Origin of the sequence: Kurthia populi, from assembly GCF_042686175.1 — a bacterium.
GTDB lineage: Bacteria > Bacillota > Bacilli > Bacillales_A > Planococcaceae > Kurthia > Kurthia populi.
Genome location: NZ_JBHUOR010000045.1, coordinates 31,888 through 52,782 on the forward strand (window position 1 = coordinate 31,888; position 20,895 = coordinate 52,782).

Consider the following 20,895-nt stretch of genomic DNA (forward strand, 5'->3'; position numbering starts at 1 on the left):
CGATTCCGGTTTTTCTTATGTTCATAGGAGCGGTTGTTTTCACACGTATGTCAAAGCCTCTTTTTTATTAAATAAACTGAAATGGCTCTGTTGATAATTCAGATGACAGAAATGACACTTGTAGCTGTTTCTCAGCACATAATGCCGCCATTTTACTTGCTACACCTTGCTTCATAATGCTCTCTACGTGATGTCCTGGATCCACAACATGTAAGCCCATTGCTTCTGCATCCTGTGCAACGTGGAAATATAAATCCCCCGTTACATAAACGTCCGCACCTGCTCTTTTGACTGCTTGAATATATTTATTACCGTCACCACCAAGTACCGCCACTTTTGTGACCATATCCTGTAAATCGCCAACCACACGTACAGTTGGTACATGCAAGGATGTTTTTACATGCTCCGCAAAGGCTTGTAATGTCATTGAATTTTTTAATGTCCCAATGCGACCTAAGCCCATTGTTTTCGCCGCTGTTTCAAGTTTAAAAAAATCAAAAGCGACTTCTTCATATGGGTGTGTATTGTACATTGCACGTAATACTTTATTTTTTAAAGAATCCGGTACGACAACTTCTACTTTTACTTCAGGCTCTACATGAAGTTTACCAATACTACCCGCAAAAGGTTCTGCACCTTGTTGTGCCTTATAACGACCTTCACCAGTTGATGTAAAACTGCATGCTTCGTATAAGCCAATGCTCCCTGCACCCGCGCCTGCAAGTGCCTGTCTTAGCGCATCCGCGTGACTTTCTGGCACAAAAATAGCCAGCTTATATAACGTTTCCTCGTAACTAGGCACAAGTACTTCACGCTGTTGAATATCTAAAGCATCTGCTAATAAATCATTGACGCCACCATCAGCAACATCTAAATTCGTATGTGCTGCATAAACAGCAATATCGTGTTTAATAAGTTTTTCAAATAACTGACCTTGTGGTGTATCTGTACGCAGATTAGCGAGCTTACGGAAAATCGGTGGATGATGCGCAATAATTAATTCGCATCCCTTTTCAATTGCTTCATCTACAACTGCTAAATTCACATCAAGCGTCACGAGTACTTTTGTTACTGCTTTGTTTAACGTACCAACAGCCAACCCAATCGGATCACCGTCCATTGCGGCAATTTTTTTAGGAGACCAACTCTCAAAAATTTGAATAATTTGTTGACCATTCGTTTGTTTCACTATGCGAGCACTCCTTCTACCGTTTCAATTTTTGTTAGAAGCTCTTGCTTTTTATTCATAATGGCTGGCGTTTGTTCTGCCTTTTCCATATTTTTTAACACAGTATGCCATTGTGCAATTTCATGTGTCCATTTTTCAACAAATACATCATTGCGCTCGGCCATTAATTTCTCACCAAGTAATAATTCTAGCTCAGAGAGTGGTTTTTTCCCTTTTTCTAACACTAAAATTTCGTAAATTTTTCCATCTTCTTTAATAATCGCTTCATCTACAATCATAAAGTCATGAGCAACAGCCCATTCACGTATGGCAATCGCGTGAATATTTGGCTGTAAAATTAAGCGCGTAACGCCTTCTAGACCTTGTGGATAATGGTCTAAAATAGAAGCGATTAATGGCCCTCCCATACCAGCAATGGTAACTGCTGTTACACCGTCCTCTGGTTGAATAGCTTCAAGACCATTGGCTAAACGCACGGTAATTTGCTCGCTTAGTTGTTCTCGTTGTACTTCATGACAAGCAGATTCATACGGACCTTTCACTACTTCACCTGCAACGGCTTTTTTAACAATTCCTTGATTCACTAAAAAACAAGGTAGGTATGCATGGTCGGAACCAATATCTGCAACAACCGCATCTTGTGGAACAAAAGCTGCGACTGTTGCTAAACGTTTTGATAATTTCTGGGCATTCATAAAAACTGTGCCCTCCCTTCGATACCATTGTAACGAATTTCATGTTTTTTTCATAGAGAAAGTACTACAGTTCTTTGCACAAAAAAAGACGAAATCTTATCATCTCGATTCGATTTCGCCTTTCATAATTATGTAGCTAGCTTATAGGAAGAAGCCAAAGAGAATAATAACGGCTAATCCTAAATATCCTGAAATGATAAAATAAATTAATTTCATTTTTGTACCAACTAAAAGCCATGCGACACAATTAGCAATTAACACACTATACATCAACCATGTGTCACCCGGTGCAAACATACTCGTAACGCGTATACTGAGCGCAAAAAGTAATAATGCCGCAACTGCAAATGTTACCGTTTTCATTAGCTTTGTCGTCGTTTCTTTAAATGTCATGTAGAGTACAATCCCAATTGCTACCACACTAATGGCAATTGGAATGAGGATATACTGTGCGCTAAATATGTACAACATCATCATACTACCCACTGCTAATAGTGCAGCAATTCCATATACTAGCCAAGTTTTTGAACTAGGTTTTTTCTTAACAGGTTCATCAGTTGCTGTATCACCATCATCTCCTCCAGTATAAAGGGTCGTTAAAAAGTCACAGTAATGCTCTGGAAGTAATTTATTCGTTTTCCAAAACGCAATTTCATGTAGAATGATGTCTTTTTTCTCCTCTTGCACGGTAAGTCACCTCCTCGCTAATCAACCTTTTGCGTCACAATATAGCGTTAAAGGTATCAGGCTTCTTCTAATTCATCGGCATAAATTGTTTTATCTTTTACTATTTTCAGGAAAATTAGCGAAAAAGAATTTAAGACACAAAAAAAGAGGCTAAGTATTAACTTAACCTCTTATATTTTATTCCAAGAAATCTTTTAGACGTTTACTACGTGATGGGTGACGTAGTTTACGAAGCGCTTTTGCTTCAATTTGACGAATACGTTCACGTGTAACACCGAAGACTTTACCTACTTCTTCAAGTGTACGTGTGCGACCATCATCTAGACCAAAACGTAAACGAAGTACGTTTTCTTCACGGTCTGTTAATGTGTCTAAAACATCTTCAAGTTGTTCTTTTAATAATTCATATGCCGCATGATCTGCTGGAGATTGTGCTTCTGAATCTTCGATGAAATCACCTAAATGTGAATCATCTTCTTCACCAATTGGTGTTTCAAGAGAAACAGGCTCTTGTGCAATTTTTAAAATTTCACGAACTTTTTCTGGTGTTAAATCCATTTCTTCACCAATTTCTTCTGGTGTTGGTTCGCGGCCTAAATCTTGTAGTAATTGACGTTGTACACGGATTAATTTGTTGATTGTTTCAACCATGTGTACTGGAATACGGATTGTACGTGCTTGGTCCGCAATCGCACGTGTAATTGCTTGACGAATCCACCATGTTGCATAAGTTGAGAATTTGAATCCCTTACGGTAATCGAATTTTTCAACGGCTTTGATTAGACCCATGTTACCTTCTTGAATTAAATCAAGGAATAACATCCCACGACCAACATAACGTTTCGCAATACTTACCACTAAACGTAAGTTTGCTTCTGCTAAACGTTTACGTGCTTCGTCATCGCCTTGTTCAATACGTTCTGCAAGTGCGATTTCTTCTGCTGCTGAGAGTAAGTCTACGCGTCCGATTTCTTTTAAATACATACGAACAGGGTCATTGATTTTCACACCTGGTGGCACGCTTAAATCATTTAAGTCAAACGTTTCTTCTGCTTCTTTTAAAAGAGGTTCTAAATCAGAATCTTTATCACCATTTAATTCGATATTATTCGCTTCTAATTTGTCGATGAACTCTTCAACTTGATCAGCTTCTAACTCATAAGTTTGTAGCTTATCTGCGATTTCCGCGTAAGTTAGTTCACCTTTCTTTTTACCTGCTTCTAGCAAGCTTTTTTTCATTTCTTCTAAAGTATGTTCTTGTTCTGCTTTTTTATTCGCTGCTGTACGTTTAGACTTTTCTGCCATTAGGTGTATTCCTCCTTATAACATCTTTAGCTACATGCTTGCTAAAGATTTCGTTAACTCTATTACTTCTTTTGAAAGTGTCAGAGCACGTTTAAAATCATGCATTTTTTCAGCTTCTTGGAGCTGTTGTTTTTTTTGTGCAACTTGCTGCTGCACTTTATATTTCGCCACTTGTCGTAAGCAATCATCCCACTCTTCTTCTAGATGGTCTAAATCGCGCTCTACAAGGGCTGCCTCCATCACAAGCTTACGAAGTTCTGAGTCGGTTAGCATCTCTGCAAAACGCTGAAAATCCGGCTTATCATGATGGGCATAAAAGCTGAGTAAGTGAATATAAATTGCGACATATTCATCTCGAACAAATGGTGGTTCCACACCATCTAACTGCAAGCGCTCCACGATATCAATATCGTTTAACATACGTGCTAAAATGAGACGTTCCGCACGGTCTATTGCAGTTAATTTCCTGCTAGATGTAGGCTTTTGTTCAACACGAACAGTACGTCTTTCAGGTTCAGTTCGTCGCTGTGCTTCTTTATGACGTAATTGAGTTGTCAATGTTTCCTGCGTAATACCGGTTTCTTGTTGCAATTGCTTTAGGTGTAATTCTCGCTTTACAGCAGATGAATCAAGCGCTACATATTGCAGTGCCTCCTCTACATATTGCTCGACATCGGTCGCATACTGGAAATTTTTATTGCGCTTAGAATAACTCATCATAAAACTCGTAAAATCTAGGGGCTCTCCGATGATTTTATCTCGAAAAGCTTCCGTACCATATTGCTTTATATAATCATCTGGGTCTAAGCCTCTTGGGAGAACGGCTATTTCAACTGATAGTTTCTCTGCGTGTAATAAGTCCGCAGCACGTTTTGCAGCCTCCCAGCCAGCATTATCGCCATCATAACAAACAATGATATCATTCGATAGTCGCTTCAGCTTTTGTACATGTTCAAGCGTCAAGGCTGTCCCCATTGATGCGACGCCATTGTGTACATTAGCTGTTTTTGCACTTAATACATCCATAAACCCTTCAAAAAGTACAACTTTCCGTTCCTTACGAATAATCGGACGTGCTTGATCTAAATTATAGAGTATCTTTCCTTTATGGAAAATGGGCGATTCTGGGCTATTCATATACTTAGCATTTTCGCCTTCTGTATCGATTACTCGTCCAGAGAAACCGATAACCGTTCCCGCTTCATTACGAATCGGAAACATGACACGCCGACGAAAACGATCAAAATAGCCATTACTGTCTTCTTTTTGAATAACGAGTCCAGCCTGGGCCATTTCCGCTAAATCATAGCCTTTACGTGACAGTAATGTTGTTAAGGCATCCCAACTTGGCAATGCAAAGCCAATGCCATATGCCTCAATCATCTCCCGTGTAAAACCACGCCCCTCTAAATATTGAAGCCCTTCTTCACCATCTTCTGTATTCAATAGTAAATGTTGAAAATATCGTAAACAAAATTGATGCGCCTCAATCATACGCTGTTGTTCAGGAGATACTTCTGTCTTATTCACATGCTGATGTTGATGCTCGGCAATATCTACTTCAATTCCTGCTCGCTCACCTAAACGAGCTACAGCATCCTGAAACGGAATATTGTCAATATCCATTAAAAATGTAATGGCGTTTCCGCCTGCACCGCAGCCAAAGCAATGGAAAATCTGCTTGTCGACAGATACAGAAAAAGACGGTGTCTGTTCCCCATGAAATGGGCACAGACCAAAGTAATTTCGACCACGTTTCGTCAGTTGCATATACTCACCGATTACATCGACAATATCTGTTTGCGAACGAATTTGCTCGATTGTTTCTTCTGGAATTCGTTGTGCCATCTCATCACCATCTTTGCTTCTAACTCTTTAATTCGAGATATTACCGTAAAAATCCTTCTTTCTCGAATAAAAAAATTCTTTTTTCTTTTAAAACTACTTAATTTCTTTTTACCACAATTCTTCATTATAAAACATATTGCTCATTTATTCTATCTATTTTCATAATAAAACAAAAAAACTCCCCTACTAAAAGGGGGGCTTGTATTACTCTTTTATTCGACGCAAAATGTCATTTGCTGTTTCTTCAACAGCTTTATTCGTCACATCAATGACAGGACATCCAATACGGTCCACAATGCGATAGAAATGATTGATTTCTTCATCAATTCGTTCAACTTTTGCATAACTCGCACTATCATTTAAGCCGAGTGCAATTAAGCGCTCTTTCCGAATATTGTTTAGTTTTTCTGGTGAAATAACTAAACCAAAGCATTTTTCCTTTGGTACATGGAATAGCTCTTCAGGGGGCTCGACTTCTGGCACTAATGGTACATTCGCTACTTTTAAACGCTTATGCGCAAGAAACTGCGACAATGGCGTCTTCGATGTACGCGACACGCCAATTAATACGATGTCTGCCTTCAATAATCCTCTTGGATCCCGGCCATCATCATATTTTACAGCAAATTCAATCGCTTCAATCTTTTTAAAGTAATCATCATCGAGCTTACGAACAAGACCTGGCTCTTCAATCGGCTCTACTTGTAGTGCTGTTGTAAACATCTCCATAGTAGGACCCATTAAATCAATATTCGGGATATTTTTACGTGCACATAATGTCTTTGTAAAGTCGCGCATTTCTTCTTTAACGAGTGTATAGACGACCATCGCTTGTTGCTCGATTGCAAACTGCAGAATTTCATTAATTTGTTCGCGATTTTCAATATGTGGGAAACGTCTTACAGCAACATCCTGCATTCCTGGACGAAATTGACTAATAGCAGCCTTTGCTACTAATTCACCCGTTTCACCAACTGAATCTGAAACGATAAAAATTGAGATTTTTTCCATTTAATGCACCCACCTCACAAATCATGGTTTTCGGCGAGCGATAAAAATGCTCGCGTAATATTCGTTTTCGTTAAACGCCCAATTACTTCGAGGCCATCTGTATGTTCAATGACAACTGGCAATGCATCAATTTGTCGTTCAATTAATTTATTTGCCGCCTGAATAAGACCATCTGTTTTAAAACAATAGGCAATATTCGGCATTCTCGTCATAATGATATGTACGGGAATATGATTTAAATCTTGACTTCCAATTGCAGTACGCAAAAGGTCCTTTCGAGATAAAACCCCTGTTAAATAAGAGTTTTTATCTACAACGAATAATGTTCCTACATCCTCTAAGAACATTTGACAAATGGCATCATAAACAGAAATATTTTCACTGACCACGACAGGAATAGATTGAAAATCCTTCACTTTCATATTGGTCATACTCTCTGCTACCGCTTGTCCTGTTTGTTTACCAGAATAAAAATAGCCTACACGCGGACGCGCATCTAAAAATCCAGCCATCGTCAAAATAGCTAGATCTGGTCGCAATGTAGCTCTTGTTAATGAAAGACGTTCCGCAATTTGTTCGCCTGTAATAGGGCCGTTTCCTTTAACAATTTCAACTATTTCTTCTTGACGTTTGTTGAGTTCGATCACGCTCACCGCCCCAAATGTTATATACTTTATTCTTAATAAGTATATACTATTTCATTCGATATTGCGAAGAAAACTATTGCATGGTACAATGTTGCCAAACGATATAAGGCGATGAATGAGTAATAAGTAGTTTGCAATAGAAGCGAGTAGTGATGGTGAAAGACTACACCGCAAACAAAAAGGCGCTCAGGAGCTAACAGTTAGAAAGTGGATCATCTTCTATGTTAATAGGATGATCAATCGGGGTGGAACCGCGGGCGCATACACAGCACTCGTCCCCGGGCAAAAGTTGCCCGGAGACGGGTGCTTTATTCTTTTTACTGGAGGTTTTTCAAATGGCAGAAAAAACAATGGAAAATGTAGTTAGTTTAGCAAAACACCGTGGCTTTGTCTTCCCAGGCTCAGAAATTTACGGTGGTTTAGCAAACACATGGGATTACGGTCCCCTAGGCGTTGAATTAAAAAACAACGTAAAAAAAGCATGGTGGCAAAAATTCATTCAAGAATCTGAATACAATGTTGGCTTAGACGCCGCAATTTTAATGAACCCTAAAACTTGGGTAGCTTCTGGTCACGTTGGTAACTTCAATGATCCAATGATCGACTGTAAATCTTGTAAATCTCGCCACCGCGCAGATAAACTAATTGAAGATGCTTCATTAGAAAAAACAGGTGTTGAAATTGTTGTTGATGGCATGACATTCGACCAAATGAAAGATAAAATGGAAGAATTAGATGTTCATTGCCCAGACTGTGGTGCAAAAGAATTCACGGACATCCGTCAATTCAACTTAATGTTCAAAACATTCCAAGGTGTAACAGAAGATTCTACAAATGAAATTTTCCTACGCCCTGAAACAGCACAAGGTATTTTTGTAAACTTTAAAAACGTTCAACGTTCTATGCGTTTACGTACTCCATTCGGTATCGGTCAAGTTGGTAAATCATTCCGTAATGAAATCACACCAGGTAACTTCACATTCCGTACACGCGAATTCGAACAAATGGAACTTGAATTCTTCTGTAAACCAGGTACGGAATTAGAATGGCATGCTTACTGGAAAGAATTCTGTAAAAACTGGTTACTAAACTTAGATATGCACGAAGATTCTATGCGTTTACGTGACCACGGTGAGGAAGAACTTTCTCACTACTCAAATGCTACAACAGATATCGAATTCCGCTTCCCATTCGGTTGGGGCGAACTTTGGGGCGTAGCTTCTCGTACAGACTTCGACTTAAAACGCCACATGGAGCACTCTAGCGAAGACTTCACTTATATTGATCCTGTAACAAATGAACGCTATGTACCTTACTGCATCGAGCCTTCTCTAGGTGCAGACCGTGTAACATTGGCATTCCTTTGCGATGCATATGACGAAGAAGAATTAGAAGGCGGCGACTCTCGCAAAGTATTACGCTTCCACCCAGCACTTGCACCATTTAAAGCTGCGGTTCTTCCATTATCTAAAAAATTATCAGAAGAAGCACATGGTGTATGGGCAGAGCTTCGTAAGGCATTCCCTGTAGACTATGATGAATCTCAATCAATCGGCAAACGTTACCGTCGTCAAGATGAAATCGGTACACCATTCTGTATCACATATGACTTTGACTCAAAAGAGGACGGTCAAGTAACAGTACGTCACCGCGATACAATGGAACAAAAACGTATGCCAATTTCAGAAGTAAAAGCATATATCGAAGGTTTCCTACAATTCTAATCGAAACAAATAAAAGCCGTTACTTCTTAAGAAGTAACGGCTTTTCATCTTCACTACATCAGCTCTTATTTTCGCTAGTATTCACCGAGAAATAAGGTCATTTCTTACAAAAATAAGTCAATACACCCAAAATGCTTGCATTATAAGACGTAAGATTTTATGATATTTAATATTTACGATGTAATTATAGATTTGGACCATCTATGATTCCTTTCGTCAAAGCCAACAACAGAAGAGACACGGTAACGATAATGGTTACCGTGTCTCTTTTTTATGAATAGCTATTCACCATCGGTATTGCTATACTAATAAAAAGCAAAAAGGAGTGAAAAGAATGATTGAAGTAGAAAAAAATCGTATTTCCTCAACACACGGACCATTAGAAATAGTCGAGCATATTGTGAAAATCCCAGGCGCACCCATGAATGTCTATAGCTTTTTATTAGATGGCGTCCTCATTGATACGGCTTCTCCTGGGTTACGCACACAATTTTTTGAATTTATTGAGCATAAAACCGTTGACCATGTGCTGCATACACATTTTCATGAAGACCACATCAGTAATACCGCTGAAGTGATTCAAAAATTCGGTATCGAAGCTTACATACATCCGATAAGCGTCACAAAAACGACGACTAAAATGCGTCTACCCCGTTATCGCCAAAACGTTTGGGGGCCACCACCAACGCCTTTTACAAGCCATGCCTATAGTTCAACATTTGCTTCTAAAAATAGCGTCTGGGACATCATTCCGACACCCGGGCATACAGAGGATCATGTCGCGCTTTATAATCGGCAGCATGGCTATTTATTTACCGGTGATTTATTCGTGACGCCAAAGCCAAAAATCGTACTCGTCGATGAAAATATTTTAGCGACAATGGCTTCGTTAGAAAAAGTACAGAAACTTGATTTTGATACAATGATTTGTCACCATGCAGGTGTGCTTGAAAATGGACAGGCATTAATTGATATGAAACTGAATTATTTAAAAGAGCTCCAATATCGTGTTCAAAAGTTCATGAACGAAGGGCTAGATGTTTTCGAAATTACCAAAACCATTTTTCCAAAACAATACCCTATCGTCGAGCATTCTAATTCTGAATGGTCAGCTATGCATATGATTCGCGTCTTTATGAATAACGGTTGACTAAAAACAGTGCCTCTGTTGGCAATAAAAAGAAGGGTTCGCGCTGACGCAAACCCTTCTTTTCTTATAATTATTTTTTCCAACCGGAACTGTCTATTTATACTAGCTTTTTTTATATTGATTTACCAATGTAAGAAATTCGCGCCAATCCGTTAAGCGTGTCCACGTTTCGTCGCGATTATACGCCTGGTCACGAATAATCGAAAGCGTTTGAACATCTTTTAATGTACGTAAAACGGTTGGCTTATCATCTACATAAACATCTAACTGCAATGTTTGAATCGTCGCGATTTTTTCAGCATCCTCCATACCACAGAAAAAATGCCCTTCTGCAATCGGATAGCCTTGCTCTTTCATCCATGCTTTAGAACGTGCACAATATTCTTTCGGACGCGCCGTAATATAAAATACCTCATGACCATCCGCTACAAGCTGCTGTAGTGTTTCTTTAGCGTATGGAAAGCTTGGACAGGTAGTGAAATAAATCGCTTCTAAATGCGCTTTCCACGCCTCATAGCCCGCTTCATCTGTTAGGCCGAACGGTTCATGAATTTCCACACGCTTAATCTGTTCAAAAACATCCATACTAAGCGTTTGATGAAATGTTTGATTGTACAGTGAAAATGCATGACGACGTAAATCAATTAACGTATCATCAATATCAAAACCGAATCTCATAAAATCCTCCTAATGCACCGCTTCAAATTGCTGCGCAAAATGCTGTTCTTCTCGTAGCTGCTCATGCTGTAAATGGTGAATCGTCGAACGACGCGATGCTTCGAACTGCTCGATTTGTACATTCGATAACGTTCCTTCATCCGTGATAATGGCTGCTAAGTACTCTGCATCTACTAAAGCACTATTCAACCCAAATGCTCCTGTTGGTGTCATCGTATGTGCTGCATCTCCTAATAAGACAACGCCATTACCACCCCAACGATCTGCATAAGAACTGTGCACATCAAGTAGTACAAAATCGCTCCATGACGTAATTGTGTCATCTACAACATCCGTTAACGTTGGAAATGCCTCTTTTAACTGTGCAATAAAGGGCTCAAATGGCTGTTTACGCCATTCTTTAAAACTTCCCTTATCGATGTTCCATCCGACTTGAATGCGGTCCTCAGCCTGCGTAAAGAGCGCTAACTGTTTCCCATCAATTAAAGCCATGCGAATAATTGGCTCCCAATCCTTTGGACGTGGAATACGTGCCCACAATAAATCATAGCCATGCTCCCACGTATGATACGGAATATTCGCTTTTTTGCGAACTGCTGAATAACGACCATCCGCTCCGACAACGAGCTTACTATGTACGCTAATGCGTTCTCCATTCATTTCTACAACTGTTCCAATAACTTGTTTGTTATCATATAAAAGTTCTCTCATACGCGTATTCAACAATAATTCGAAATTAGGCGCCTGCATAATTGGCTCCAAAATCGCCGCTAATAAATAGCGTTGAGGTACATGAATTCCTAGATGCCCCACTGTAATTTCTGGAAAAATTGTGTTATAACATACGCCGTCTTTCCAATTTTCCAAGCGTGTCATCGGAAGCATTCCACGTGCTTTGACGCCAGCTAATAACGCGTGACGCTCAAGCACCGCTTCTCCTTGTTCATTCACATGCTCTCCTCGAAAAGTCTTCCCAAGTGAGGGACTACTTTCAATCAGTGTAACATGTAAGCCCCGACGCACAAGCAATGTTGCCAGTAATGCGCCGGCAGGTCCTGCTCCAACGATACAAATATCCGTTGTTCTTTCCACGTTAAAAGCCTCCTAGTGCTTTGGGTAAGCAACGATGCGTAAGTCATTGCCTACAAAGTTTACCGTATCAAATTCAAAATCACGAGCTTCACTCATTTGCTGTGCATCACTACCGCCAACAGGTGTAATACTATTCGTCCCGCCTAATACTTTTGGCGCCATATAAATAATGACCTTCTGTACAAGCTGTTGACGGAAAAATGAAGCGTGTACACCTGCTCCCCCCTCTACTAGAATGTCTGTAATGCCCGCTTCATAAAGTGCATCAAGCGTTGCCTCTAAATCTAAGCCATCTGTTGTTTTTTCAACACGAATGATTTCAACACCTTGGGCAAACAATGCCTGTGCTCGCTCTGCAGGTGCCTCATTCGATGTCACAATAATCGTTCTTGCTTCAGCTGTTTGTGCAACCGCTGCAGTTGGTGGTGTTTGAAGTTCGCTATCTAAAACGATGCGAATAGGGTTTTTGCCTTCTTTTGAAACAAGACGTGTTGTAAGTGATGGATTATCTGCTAAAACCGTACCGATGCCAACAAGAATCCCATCCATTTCATGACGATATTCATGCACATCTTCACGTGCATCATCACCTGTCACCCATTTGGAATCACCTGTAGCAGCCGCAATTTTACCATCTGCTGTCATCGCATATTTTGCTACGACAAACGGACGCGCTGTCAGCATGTTATGAATAAAACGTTCATTTAATTTATACGCCTGTGCTTCTAGTACACCTACCTCTACTTCGATACCGGCATCACGTAATAGCGCAATGCCGCGTCCTGCGACACTTGGATTGGGATCAGTCATTGCGACAACGACACGTTTTACGCCCGATTCTTTTACTAAATTGGCGCAAGGCGGCGTTTTCCCGAAGTGTGAGCACGGCTCTAGCGTGACATACAATGTAGCACCTGCTGCATGGTCTCCCGCCATACGAAATGCATGTACTTCTGCATGAGGCTCTCCTGCTTTTCGGTGTAGGCCTGTACCTACAATCACATCATTATTAACAATGACGGCACCTACCATTGGATTGGGATTTGTGTTCCCTCGTGCACTCGATGCTAAATCAAGCGCTAACCGCATATAATATTCATCATTTCTAAGCATACCTGTTCCCCCTAAATCGCTAGCGAATATGTCCTGATTTTTCACGTTTCGTTTCTAAATAGTAATGGTTTGTCGCATTTTCACCACCCCATAATGGTACATGCCCATTCGTAGATAAACCATGTGCTTCAAGTGCCGCTAATTTTTTCGGATTGTTTGTAATTAATGTTACGGGTTTTTGACGTAGTGATTCTAATACTTTTAACGACTCTTCATATGAACGTGTATCATCTTCAAAACCTAATGCATGATTTGCCTCTACTGTATCAAGTCCTTCTTGTTGCAATAAATAAGCCATTGATTTTGAAAACAAGCCAATGCCACGGCCCTCATGATTTGCTAAATAGAAAATAGCCCCTACACCGTTATCAACAACCATTTTCATCGATTCATGTAATTGGTAGCCACAGTCACAGCGTTGACTTCCGAAAATATCACCCGTATGGCAAATACTATGCATCCGTACAAGTGCATCAGGCGCATGTTCAAAATCACCGTATACTAATACCGATGATTGTTGCCCAAAGGCTAAATTCATTGTATTTAAATGATTGATAACTTCTTTTTTAGACCAAGATTTTTGTACTGTTGTCCAACAGTACCAATTAAAAGTTGCTTCAAAATCCCCCTGTTTAATTGGTAACTTAACCGGCCCTACCACACAAATATTTTCTTCATTAGTAAGCGGCACGAACGTCATCTTTTCTTCTATCATAGTTAAATTTGTTTGTGTCATTTCCATATAGCGTCGCTCTTTTCATTTCGTTTTATTTGTTACTTTTCGTAACTTACTATATTGTAGTAAGTTTTGAATGTCAACTATTTCAATCTGAAAATAGTTTCATTCGATTTTTCATGCAAAAACCTCTATACTGAATTGTATGTGAAAAAGAGAGGATGATTATTGTGGGATTTCCTACCCATCATAAAGTGTACCGTATTTACGCTCAAGGCACCGTAGTTGTCCTTTTTAAAGGTGCCTTAACGAATCCATCTGATTTAGAGGAAGATTTAACCGTCTCAAACGGTTCATTTGATATTGAGCTTAAAATCAAAAACGCCTCAATTGTATCATCAATTGCCCCTGATATGTTAAACCTTACAGTGGAGACGATTTTTAGCTATACAGCCAAAGAGCCTTTATCAACGAAAGAGCTTCATCAAATGCAATTATCAATTTTAAACGGCCAAAATATTATGATTAAACCAAATTCGTTCCCATATGATGTTCCCGTTGTTTCAAGTAATATTTTTTGGGATTCGATGAGTTATCGCGAGGTCGAGCATTTAGATGCTTATCGCTAATCATACGAAAAGAGGCTGGGACATATGTATAAAAACAAACGTTCATATGAACATAAGAAAAACCGGAATCGCGCGGTGGCGCGGTTCCGGTTTTTCGTTGCGAACGCTAAAAAAAGAAAATGACGTGTTTTGTCCCAGCCTCTTTTTTATTCGTCTTCTTGTTCTTTAAATAGCAACGGTGTACGTTCTAATTGATCAATAAATTTCTTTGATTTAAAGCGCATACCCGTTTGCTCCTCATAAATTGTTGAAACAATATTTTTGATAAATCGCTTTGTTTCTTTTTTTAACGTTAACGAACCTACTTGCTCGATCGGCATCTTATAAAACATCCGAATTAATTTGAGTTGCGTTGGCGTTAAACGAATAATATACGGGTCTTGATGAAAACAGCGATGACATAAAAAACCGCCACTTGAAAATGAAAATGCAAATTCCCCTTCTGTAGCACCACATGAAGCACATTGATGTAAAATAGGTTGCACCCCTGTATACGGAAGCATCTTCCATTCGACAAACAAACTAATCGATTCTGGGTCATACCCTTCTTCGATTGCATGAAGCGCTTGTAATAGCACATTATAGGCGTACTCATCAGGCGTATCTTGCTCGGTTAGACGGTCTACAATTTCAACACAATAACTCGCATACGCCGTCGCGACAATATCGGTTTGAATATGTCGCATCGAATCAATGGCCTCACCTTGTTGCAATGTACCCATACCACGCCCATGATGAACAATAAAGATTCCATGCATGAATGGTTGACAAATACCTGCTAGACGACTAGAGGGCTTTTTCGCACCTCGCGCCATCGCAGCTACTTTCCCCGCCTCGCGCGTTAGCAATGTCACAACCTTATTTGATTCTCCGTACGGTTTTGTTTTTAAGACAATGCCTTCCCATTTATTCAGCAATTGCCCCACTTCCCTTATTAGTATTCATCATCACGGTAGCCGTAGTCACGTAATTGTGAAGAACGGTCACGCCAATCTTTTTGTACTTTTACCCATAGTTCTAAATACACTTTCGAGCCAAGTAAATTTTCGATATCTTTACGTGCGCGTGTACCGATTTCTTTTAGCATTGCGCCACGTTTACCGATAATAATCCCTTTTTGTGATTCGCGTTCGATAATGATTGTCGCCATTACATGGACACGGTCCTTATCTTCTTCACGACGGATTTTTTCAATTTCCACTGCGATTGAGTGTGGCACTTCATCGCGTGTTAAGTGTAATGCTTTTTCACGAATTAATTCTGCAATAATAAAACGTTCTGGGTGATCGGTTACTTGGTCAGCCGGATAATATTGTGGACCTTCTGGTAAATATTTTTTAAGCGTTGTTAATAGATTGTCCACATTATTTCCTTGAAGTGCCGAGATTGGTATGATTTCCGCAAAATCAAATTCGTCTTTATATTGGTCAACGATTTTTAAAACTTCGTCTGGGTGAATCGCATCGATTTTGTTAATAATTAAAAAGACAGGTGTTTTTGTGCCTTTTAACATATCGATTACATAACGGTCACCCGTACCTAATTTTTGTTGTGCATTGACCATGAGCATAATGGCATCTACTTCACGTAAAGCGTTTTTTGACACTTTTGACATGAATTCACCAAGCTTATGTTTTGGTTTATGAATCCCTGGTGTATCGATGAAAATCATTTGTGCATCATCTTGCGTTAATACACCTTGTACTTTGTTACGTGTTGTTTGTGGCTTATCCGACATAATCGCAATTTTTTGTCCAATTACACGGTTTAAAAATGTTGATTTACCAACATTCGGGCGACCGATAATTGAAATAAAGCCTGATTTAAATTCTGACATAAAATAAGTTCCTCCGTTGTTTAAAACCATTTTGGTAAAAAAATGATGCAAGCGATAACGACACTCGCAAGTGCATAAACAAGCACTGCTCCTGCAGCAATATCTTTTGCTGCCTTCGCAAGCGGATGAATATCTTGCGTTGCTAAATCGACGACTCGCTCAATTGCACTATTCACCATTTCAAGTGCAAGCATACCGGCAATTAATAAAATGATGATACACCATTCTAGCGCAGATAAGCCTGTTAAAAAACTAACAGCTAAAACAAGAATTGTCGCTACTAAATCCACGCGAAAATTCTGCTCAGCTGCAGCTTGTTTCATTCCACTTAGTGCGTAGCGAAATGAACGTATAAATTTAGTGACGTTCATTCGTGTCGCGCGATAAGCCATATGATTCTAAAATTTCATCTTGTTTACCAAACATGATTTTTTCATCTTCAGGAACCATATGGTCGTAACCTAACACATGTAGTAAGCCATGGACAGCTAAAAAGCCTAACTCACGCTCAAATGAATGACCGAACTCTTCTGCTTGTTCACGTGTACGATCAATTGAAATGATAACATCCCCTAAAATACGAGGCATACCCTCTGCAATAATCGCTGTTTCACCTTCACCAAGTTCTTCTAGCGCAAATGAAATCACGTCTGTTGGGGCATCTTTATGACGATACTCCTTGTTGATTTCATGAATTGCTTCATTCGTAACGAATGTTACCGATAACTCGGTACCATCTTCTACTTGCTCGATTTTCGCAGCATGTTGAAGTAATCCTTCTACAAGCTCTAAATCTTTGTCTGTTACTTTTCCTGTTTCATCTAAAAAATCAATATTTAACATATGTGCCTCCTAAGCAATCCATAAGTCTTATTCGTTTGGCTCTGGATATTCAATACGTGAATGGAATGTACCATTCAATGTTTCACAGAACACTTGCTCAATTGTATGCAACTCTTGAATCGTTAAATCACATTCATCAAACTGGCCATCCTGCAACTTGTCTTGCGCGATAGCATGGACCAAGTTTTTAATCTTCTCTGGTGTTGGATCTTTCATCGAACGCACAGCTGCCTCCACACTATCTGCTACTGTTATTATAGCAATTTCTTTCGTTTGTGGCTTAGGTCCTGCATACCGATAATCAGATTCTTTTACCGTCGGGTCTTGTTGCTTCGCCTTATAATAGAAAAACTTCACTGCCGTTGTCCCGTGATGTTGACGTGCAATATCAACGATTTCTTTTGGCATTTTATGTTTTTCCAAAATACGCACACCATCTGCCGCATGAGCAATAATTATATCGCGAGATTTCTCTGGTGGCAAATGGTCATGCGGATTTAAGCCATTTGTTTGATTTTCAACGAAAAAGCCGGGGCGTTTTGTTTTTCCAATATCATGATAATAGCAGCCAACACGTGCCAATAAACCATCTGCTCCAACTGCCTCACAAGCGGCCTCTGCCAAGTTTGCGACCATAATACTATGATGATACGTCCCAGGCGCTTCCATTAAAATCTTTTTTAGTAATGGATGATTTGGACTTGATAATTCGATGAGGCGCAGGCTAGATAAAATGCCAAATACCGTTTCAATAAATGGTAATGTGCCGATTGTTAATGCACCTGACAATAATGCGGAAACAATCGCTGCTACTAAATAAAATAGCAATTCTTTTGCTGTATAGCTTGATTGTGTCATTAATAAGTAAAATGCGATAAACAAACTATTGACGATTGCAACACCAAAGCTTGTTTGCAACACCTTCGAACGTTTTTGCATATTGCGTACAAAATACAAGGAGCTTATACCACTTAAAATCATATACAGCGCAATCTCCATCTGCATAACCGTAGAATAACCTTCTTGGAAAATAACGCCTGCAGAGATTCCTAGCATCATTGTCACCAATACCGCAATTCGCTCGCCTACAAGCATGCGGATCATCATTGGTGCAAGTGCAGCTGGAAATAGAAAACCTAGTAAAAGGTCAAATTCTCGGTCGACAATGCCTAGTAGTTCCATAAAGCCAATGCTTAATACATAAATAATCGATACAATTAAAAGATTACGAATTTTATGCTCGATTTTCATATTTTTCGCATTATTAAATATCATATAAAAGAACAACATTTGGATAATAATTAATAATGCGAGACCAACATAAGGTTTAAGAGATTGATGTGTAGCAAGCATACCGGTTACTTCTAATTGATGATATACATCGCGGTCAATCACTTCTCCCTCTTGTACGATGATTTGGCCTTGTAAAATACGCGTCGGATCTATTGATTCAATAGCCTGTTGACGTTTTTGCTCCGTTGCATCTTCATCTAATAATTCATTCGCTACCATCGCACTTCGCGCAATACGAATACTCACATTCATTAAATCCGTTGGAAATGAATAGGTCAGACGAATGGCATTTCCAATTGATTCCCGCTTTTCTGCCACATCTGCTTCACGAACCGGTTGTTGCAATACGGATGTTACTTTTTCAACAACCGAATCTCTGCCATCTTCGAGTTCACTTTTCGTTGCAGCTAATAATACAGCTAAATCTTCATCAGATAACTCAACATTTAATTCCTTACTATCTAATGATTTTTTTAGCGCTTCTAGTTGTTTTTTTTGTTGTGCCTTCGCTGCTTTCGCGGAATCGCTCGTCGCCTCAATTTCCTTTGCATCTAGCGCATAATTATAAATAGAGCGAACGACGGATGCCTGATTTTTTCCAACCTCTTCTGAATATGTATATACCGGCTCTACGCTATCTGCAGCGGCTTGTTTGTCTAGCTTCGTCTGTTCTGTATCTTCGACTGTTTTAACAGCGCGAATCGTTTCAGGAGACACTTGGAATAACTTCACATTATAATTTTGCCCCTGAATATTCCCCATCATTAAAAGAAATTGTAGGAGTCCTACAACACTAAGTGCAACGATTAGTAGTAGACGAAATGGTAATAATCGCTGTAACTTTTGGATGATTGTGGTCAATCGACTCATTCCCTTCTCACGAGCTGTCGACTACTGATTGGTATCATACGCATTAATAATTTTTGCAACAATTGGATGACGAACGATATCGCCTGCTTCAAGTACTTGGAATGAAATTTCCTTGATACCTTTTAACATATGTTCTGCATGCATCAAGCCTGAAGCCACACCATTTGGCAAATCAATTTGTGTTTTATCACCCGTAATAACCATTTTCGAGCCAAAACCTAGTCGTGTTAAAAACATTTTCATTTGAGCCTTCGTCGTATTTTGTGCCTCATCTAAAATAACAAAAGCATCATCTAATGTGCGACCACGCATATACGCAAGTGGCGCAATTTCAATCGTTCCACGTTCAATTAAACGTGTCGTTTGATCAAGGCCTAATACATCGTGAAGTGAATCATACAGCGGACGTAAATAAGGGTCTACTTTTTCTTTTAAATCGCCAGGTAAAAAACCTAATGATTCTCCTGCTTCTACAGCTGGTCGCGTTAAAATAATGCGCTTCACATGCCCATTTTTTAGCGCTTGCACAGCCATCACAACCGCTAAATACGTTTTACCGGTGCCTGCTGGTCCAATACCAAATACAAGGTCATGCTTTTGCATCGCACGAATATATTGGCGTTGACCAATTGTTTTCGCACGAATTGCGCGCCCTTTCGTTGTATGAGCAATCGCTTCATTATATAACTCAGCAAAATATTCGATTTTCCCCGTTTTCGCTAACTCAATCGCAGATACAACATCTCGCTGATTAATATTTATATTTTTTCGAATTACACGTAAGAGTTGATCGATCAGTGCAGCTGTTAGCTCTTTTTCAGCTTCATCACCAACAATATGAACCGTATCGCCACGTGTAATAATTCGTACACTAAACGCTTCTTCGATTAATTTCAAATTAGCGTCCGATGTACCTAGTAGCATTACGGCTTCATTTGGGTCTTTTAATGTTAATTGAATCGGTTGTTGTTCAGTCATGTTCATTCTCCTCAATCAAGAATTGCCTAGCTTAGTTTTACTGTAGCATTATCACTTCATTGGTGCAAAGTATACCCATAAGAAAAGAGGGTACTGCTAACTTCCTAGTACCCTCTTTTCTTATTATTTACGCTTGGCTTTTGGTGGCCCTAAAATTTCAGCCATTAATACCGCACGCTTCACGTCATTTTTTGTATGAAATAACAGATTTTTTTGTTTTTTAGCAGTAGGACCTTGCTCATTTAGCATTCGGTCCATTGATTTAATACGAACTTTTTCGACACCTTTTGAATCCGTTAAATCATGAGCACCTATTTTTTGTTCAAGTGCATCAAAACGTTCTTTATAACGTGGGTCTTGCGCCAATTGCTCCGCACGTTTTTTCGCTTGTTGCGCCACTTTACGTGCTTGCTCTTGTCTTTTAGACAACGGCTTTGCATCGTCTTCAATTTCATTCATTTTGTCTTTCATTTGTTGCATAAACTCATCTAGACGCCCTGTATTTTGGCTATTTGCTGAGCGTCGATTCGAGTTTTTCTTTGGGCTTTTTTCTCCTTTTTTATCAGAAAAGAAATAACCAATCAATGAAACAATAATAAAAATAATGAGTCCTTCCATTAATCAGACCCC

21 protein-coding genes are annotated in these 20,895 nt (G+C 39.4%); 3 read left to right on the top strand and 18 right to left on the bottom strand.

The annotated features are described in order from the left end of the window. Window positions 1-67: 67 nt before the first annotated feature. The 7 genes from ACFSY7_RS09945 to ACFSY7_RS09975 all read right to left on the bottom strand — a co-directional run bounded on the left by ACFSY7_RS09945 (window position 68) and on the right by ACFSY7_RS09975 (window position 7,388). A complete protein-coding gene (locus tag ACFSY7_RS09945) occupies window positions 68-1,189 on the bottom strand; it encodes a Nif3-like dinuclear metal center hexameric protein (protein ID WP_380147739.1) in 1,122 nt (373 codons plus the stop codon). Continuing rightward, entirely contained in the window at window positions 1,189-1,884 is a 696-nt protein-coding gene (locus tag ACFSY7_RS09950) for a tRNA (adenine(22)-N(1))-methyltransferase (protein WP_126990301.1), read from the bottom strand. Before ACFSY7_RS09950 ends, ACFSY7_RS09945 begins: the two co-directional genes overlap by 1 nt. 141 nt (window positions 1,885-2,025) lie before the next feature. Then, the gene (locus ACFSY7_RS09955) at window positions 2,026-2,571 is read right to left on the bottom strand and encodes a hypothetical protein (protein WP_380147741.1); all 546 of its coding nucleotides are present in this window, start codon (window positions 2,569-2,571) and stop codon (window positions 2,026-2,028) included. A 177-nt stretch (window positions 2,572-2,748) separates the two neighbouring features. Further along, on the bottom strand, window positions 2,749-3,876 hold the full coding sequence (rpoD, locus tag ACFSY7_RS09960) for an RNA polymerase sigma factor RpoD (RefSeq protein WP_126990303.1): 1,128 nt from the start codon (window positions 3,874-3,876) through the stop codon (window positions 2,749-2,751). Between the two features lie 30 nt (window positions 3,877-3,906). Next, window positions 3,907-5,724, bottom strand: coding sequence for a DNA primase (dnaG, locus tag ACFSY7_RS09965; protein WP_126990304.1), 1,818 nt, complete (start codon window positions 5,722-5,724; stop codon window positions 3,907-3,909). A 204-nt stretch (window positions 5,725-5,928) separates the two neighbouring features. Beyond that, window positions 5,929-6,735 carry a pyruvate, water dikinase regulatory protein gene (locus ACFSY7_RS09970; protein WP_126990305.1) on the bottom strand — a complete coding sequence of 269 codons (807 nt, stop codon included), beginning with the start codon at window positions 6,733-6,735 and terminating at the stop codon, window positions 5,929-5,931. Between the two features lie 14 nt (window positions 6,736-6,749). Continuing rightward, window positions 6,750-7,388 carry a helix-turn-helix transcriptional regulator gene (locus ACFSY7_RS09975; protein ID WP_126990306.1) on the bottom strand — a complete coding sequence of 213 codons (639 nt, stop codon included), beginning with the start codon at window positions 7,386-7,388 and terminating at the stop codon, window positions 6,750-6,752. A gap of 329 nt (window positions 7,389-7,717) precedes the next feature. On the opposite strand from ACFSY7_RS09975, the gene ACFSY7_RS09980 reads away from it, so the two are divergent. Beyond that, a complete protein-coding gene (locus tag ACFSY7_RS09980; protein WP_139992387.1) occupies window positions 7,718-9,106 on the top strand; it encodes a glycine--tRNA ligase in 1,389 nt (462 codons plus the stop codon). A 334-nt stretch (window positions 9,107-9,440) separates the two neighbouring features. Further along, the gene (locus tag ACFSY7_RS09985; RefSeq protein WP_380147744.1) at window positions 9,441-10,256 is read left to right on the top strand and encodes an MBL fold metallo-hydrolase; all 816 of its coding nucleotides are present in this window, start codon (window positions 9,441-9,443) and stop codon (window positions 10,254-10,256) included. 102 nt (window positions 10,257-10,358) lie between these two features. On the opposite strand, the gene ACFSY7_RS09990 is transcribed toward ACFSY7_RS09985, so the two are convergent. The 4 genes from ACFSY7_RS09990 to ACFSY7_RS10005 are packed head-to-tail and all read right to left on the bottom strand — an operon-like array spanning window position 10,359 to window position 13,881. After that, complete coding sequence (locus ACFSY7_RS09990; protein WP_126991172.1) at window positions 10,359-10,934, bottom strand: 5' nucleotidase, NT5C type; 576 nt, start codon at window positions 10,932-10,934, stop codon at window positions 10,359-10,361. Window positions 10,935-10,943: 9 nt separating this feature from the next. Beyond that, window positions 10,944-12,026, bottom strand: a complete 1,083-nt coding sequence (locus tag ACFSY7_RS09995) for an FAD-dependent monooxygenase (RefSeq protein WP_380147745.1) — start codon at window positions 12,024-12,026, stop codon at window positions 10,944-10,946. Window positions 12,027-12,038: 12 nt separating this feature from the next. Next, window positions 12,039-13,139 (bottom strand): bifunctional diaminohydroxyphosphoribosylaminopyrimidine deaminase/5-amino-6-(5-phosphoribosylamino)uracil reductase RibD, encoded by a 1,101-nt coding sequence (ribD, locus tag ACFSY7_RS10000; RefSeq protein WP_380147746.1) that lies wholly within the window; start codon window positions 13,137-13,139, stop codon window positions 12,039-12,041. A gap of 19 nt (window positions 13,140-13,158) precedes the next feature. Beyond that, the gene (locus tag ACFSY7_RS10005) at window positions 13,159-13,881 is read right to left on the bottom strand and encodes a GTP cyclohydrolase II (protein ID WP_126991169.1); all 723 of its coding nucleotides are present in this window, start codon (window positions 13,879-13,881) and stop codon (window positions 13,159-13,161) included. Between the two features lie 164 nt (window positions 13,882-14,045). On the opposite strand from ACFSY7_RS10005, the gene ACFSY7_RS10010 reads away from it, so the two are divergent. Then, window positions 14,046-14,444 carry a hypothetical protein gene (locus ACFSY7_RS10010; RefSeq protein WP_255512402.1) on the top strand — a complete coding sequence of 133 codons (399 nt, stop codon included), beginning with the start codon at window positions 14,046-14,048 and terminating at the stop codon, window positions 14,442-14,444. A gap of 146 nt (window positions 14,445-14,590) precedes the next feature. Here ACFSY7_RS10010 and recO read toward each other — a convergent pair whose 3' ends face one another. The 7 genes from recO to ACFSY7_RS10045 form a co-directional block, all read right to left on the bottom strand. Further along, on the bottom strand, window positions 14,591-15,361 hold the full coding sequence (gene recO / locus ACFSY7_RS10015) for a DNA repair protein RecO (RefSeq protein ID WP_126991167.1): 771 nt from the start codon (window positions 15,359-15,361) through the stop codon (window positions 14,591-14,593). 17 nt (window positions 15,362-15,378) lie between these two features. After that, window positions 15,379-16,281: a GTPase Era gene (era, locus tag ACFSY7_RS10020; protein ID WP_380147747.1), complete on the bottom strand. Its 903-nt coding sequence runs from the start codon at window positions 16,279-16,281 to the stop codon at window positions 15,379-15,381. Between the two features lie 20 nt (window positions 16,282-16,301). Then, on the bottom strand, window positions 16,302-16,652 hold the full coding sequence (locus ACFSY7_RS10025) for a diacylglycerol kinase family protein (protein WP_139992397.1): 351 nt from the start codon (window positions 16,650-16,652) through the stop codon (window positions 16,302-16,304). Then, the gene (gene ybeY, locus ACFSY7_RS10030; protein WP_126991164.1) at window positions 16,639-17,124 is read right to left on the bottom strand and encodes an rRNA maturation RNase YbeY; all 486 of its coding nucleotides are present in this window, start codon (window positions 17,122-17,124) and stop codon (window positions 16,639-16,641) included. Before ybeY ends, ACFSY7_RS10025 begins: the two co-directional genes overlap by 14 nt. A gap of 27 nt (window positions 17,125-17,151) precedes the next feature. Beyond that, window positions 17,152-19,278 (bottom strand): HD family phosphohydrolase, encoded by a 2,127-nt coding sequence (locus tag ACFSY7_RS10035; RefSeq protein WP_139992399.1) that lies wholly within the window; start codon window positions 19,276-19,278, stop codon window positions 17,152-17,154. A 30-nt stretch (window positions 19,279-19,308) separates the two neighbouring features. Next, complete coding sequence (locus ACFSY7_RS10040) at window positions 19,309-20,265, bottom strand: PhoH family protein (RefSeq protein WP_126991163.1); 957 nt, start codon at window positions 20,263-20,265, stop codon at window positions 19,309-19,311. A 123-nt stretch (window positions 20,266-20,388) separates the two neighbouring features. After that, the gene (locus ACFSY7_RS10045; RefSeq protein WP_380147749.1) at window positions 20,389-20,883 is read right to left on the bottom strand and encodes a hypothetical protein; all 495 of its coding nucleotides are present in this window, start codon (window positions 20,881-20,883) and stop codon (window positions 20,389-20,391) included. Window positions 20,884-20,895: the final 12 nt, after the last annotated feature.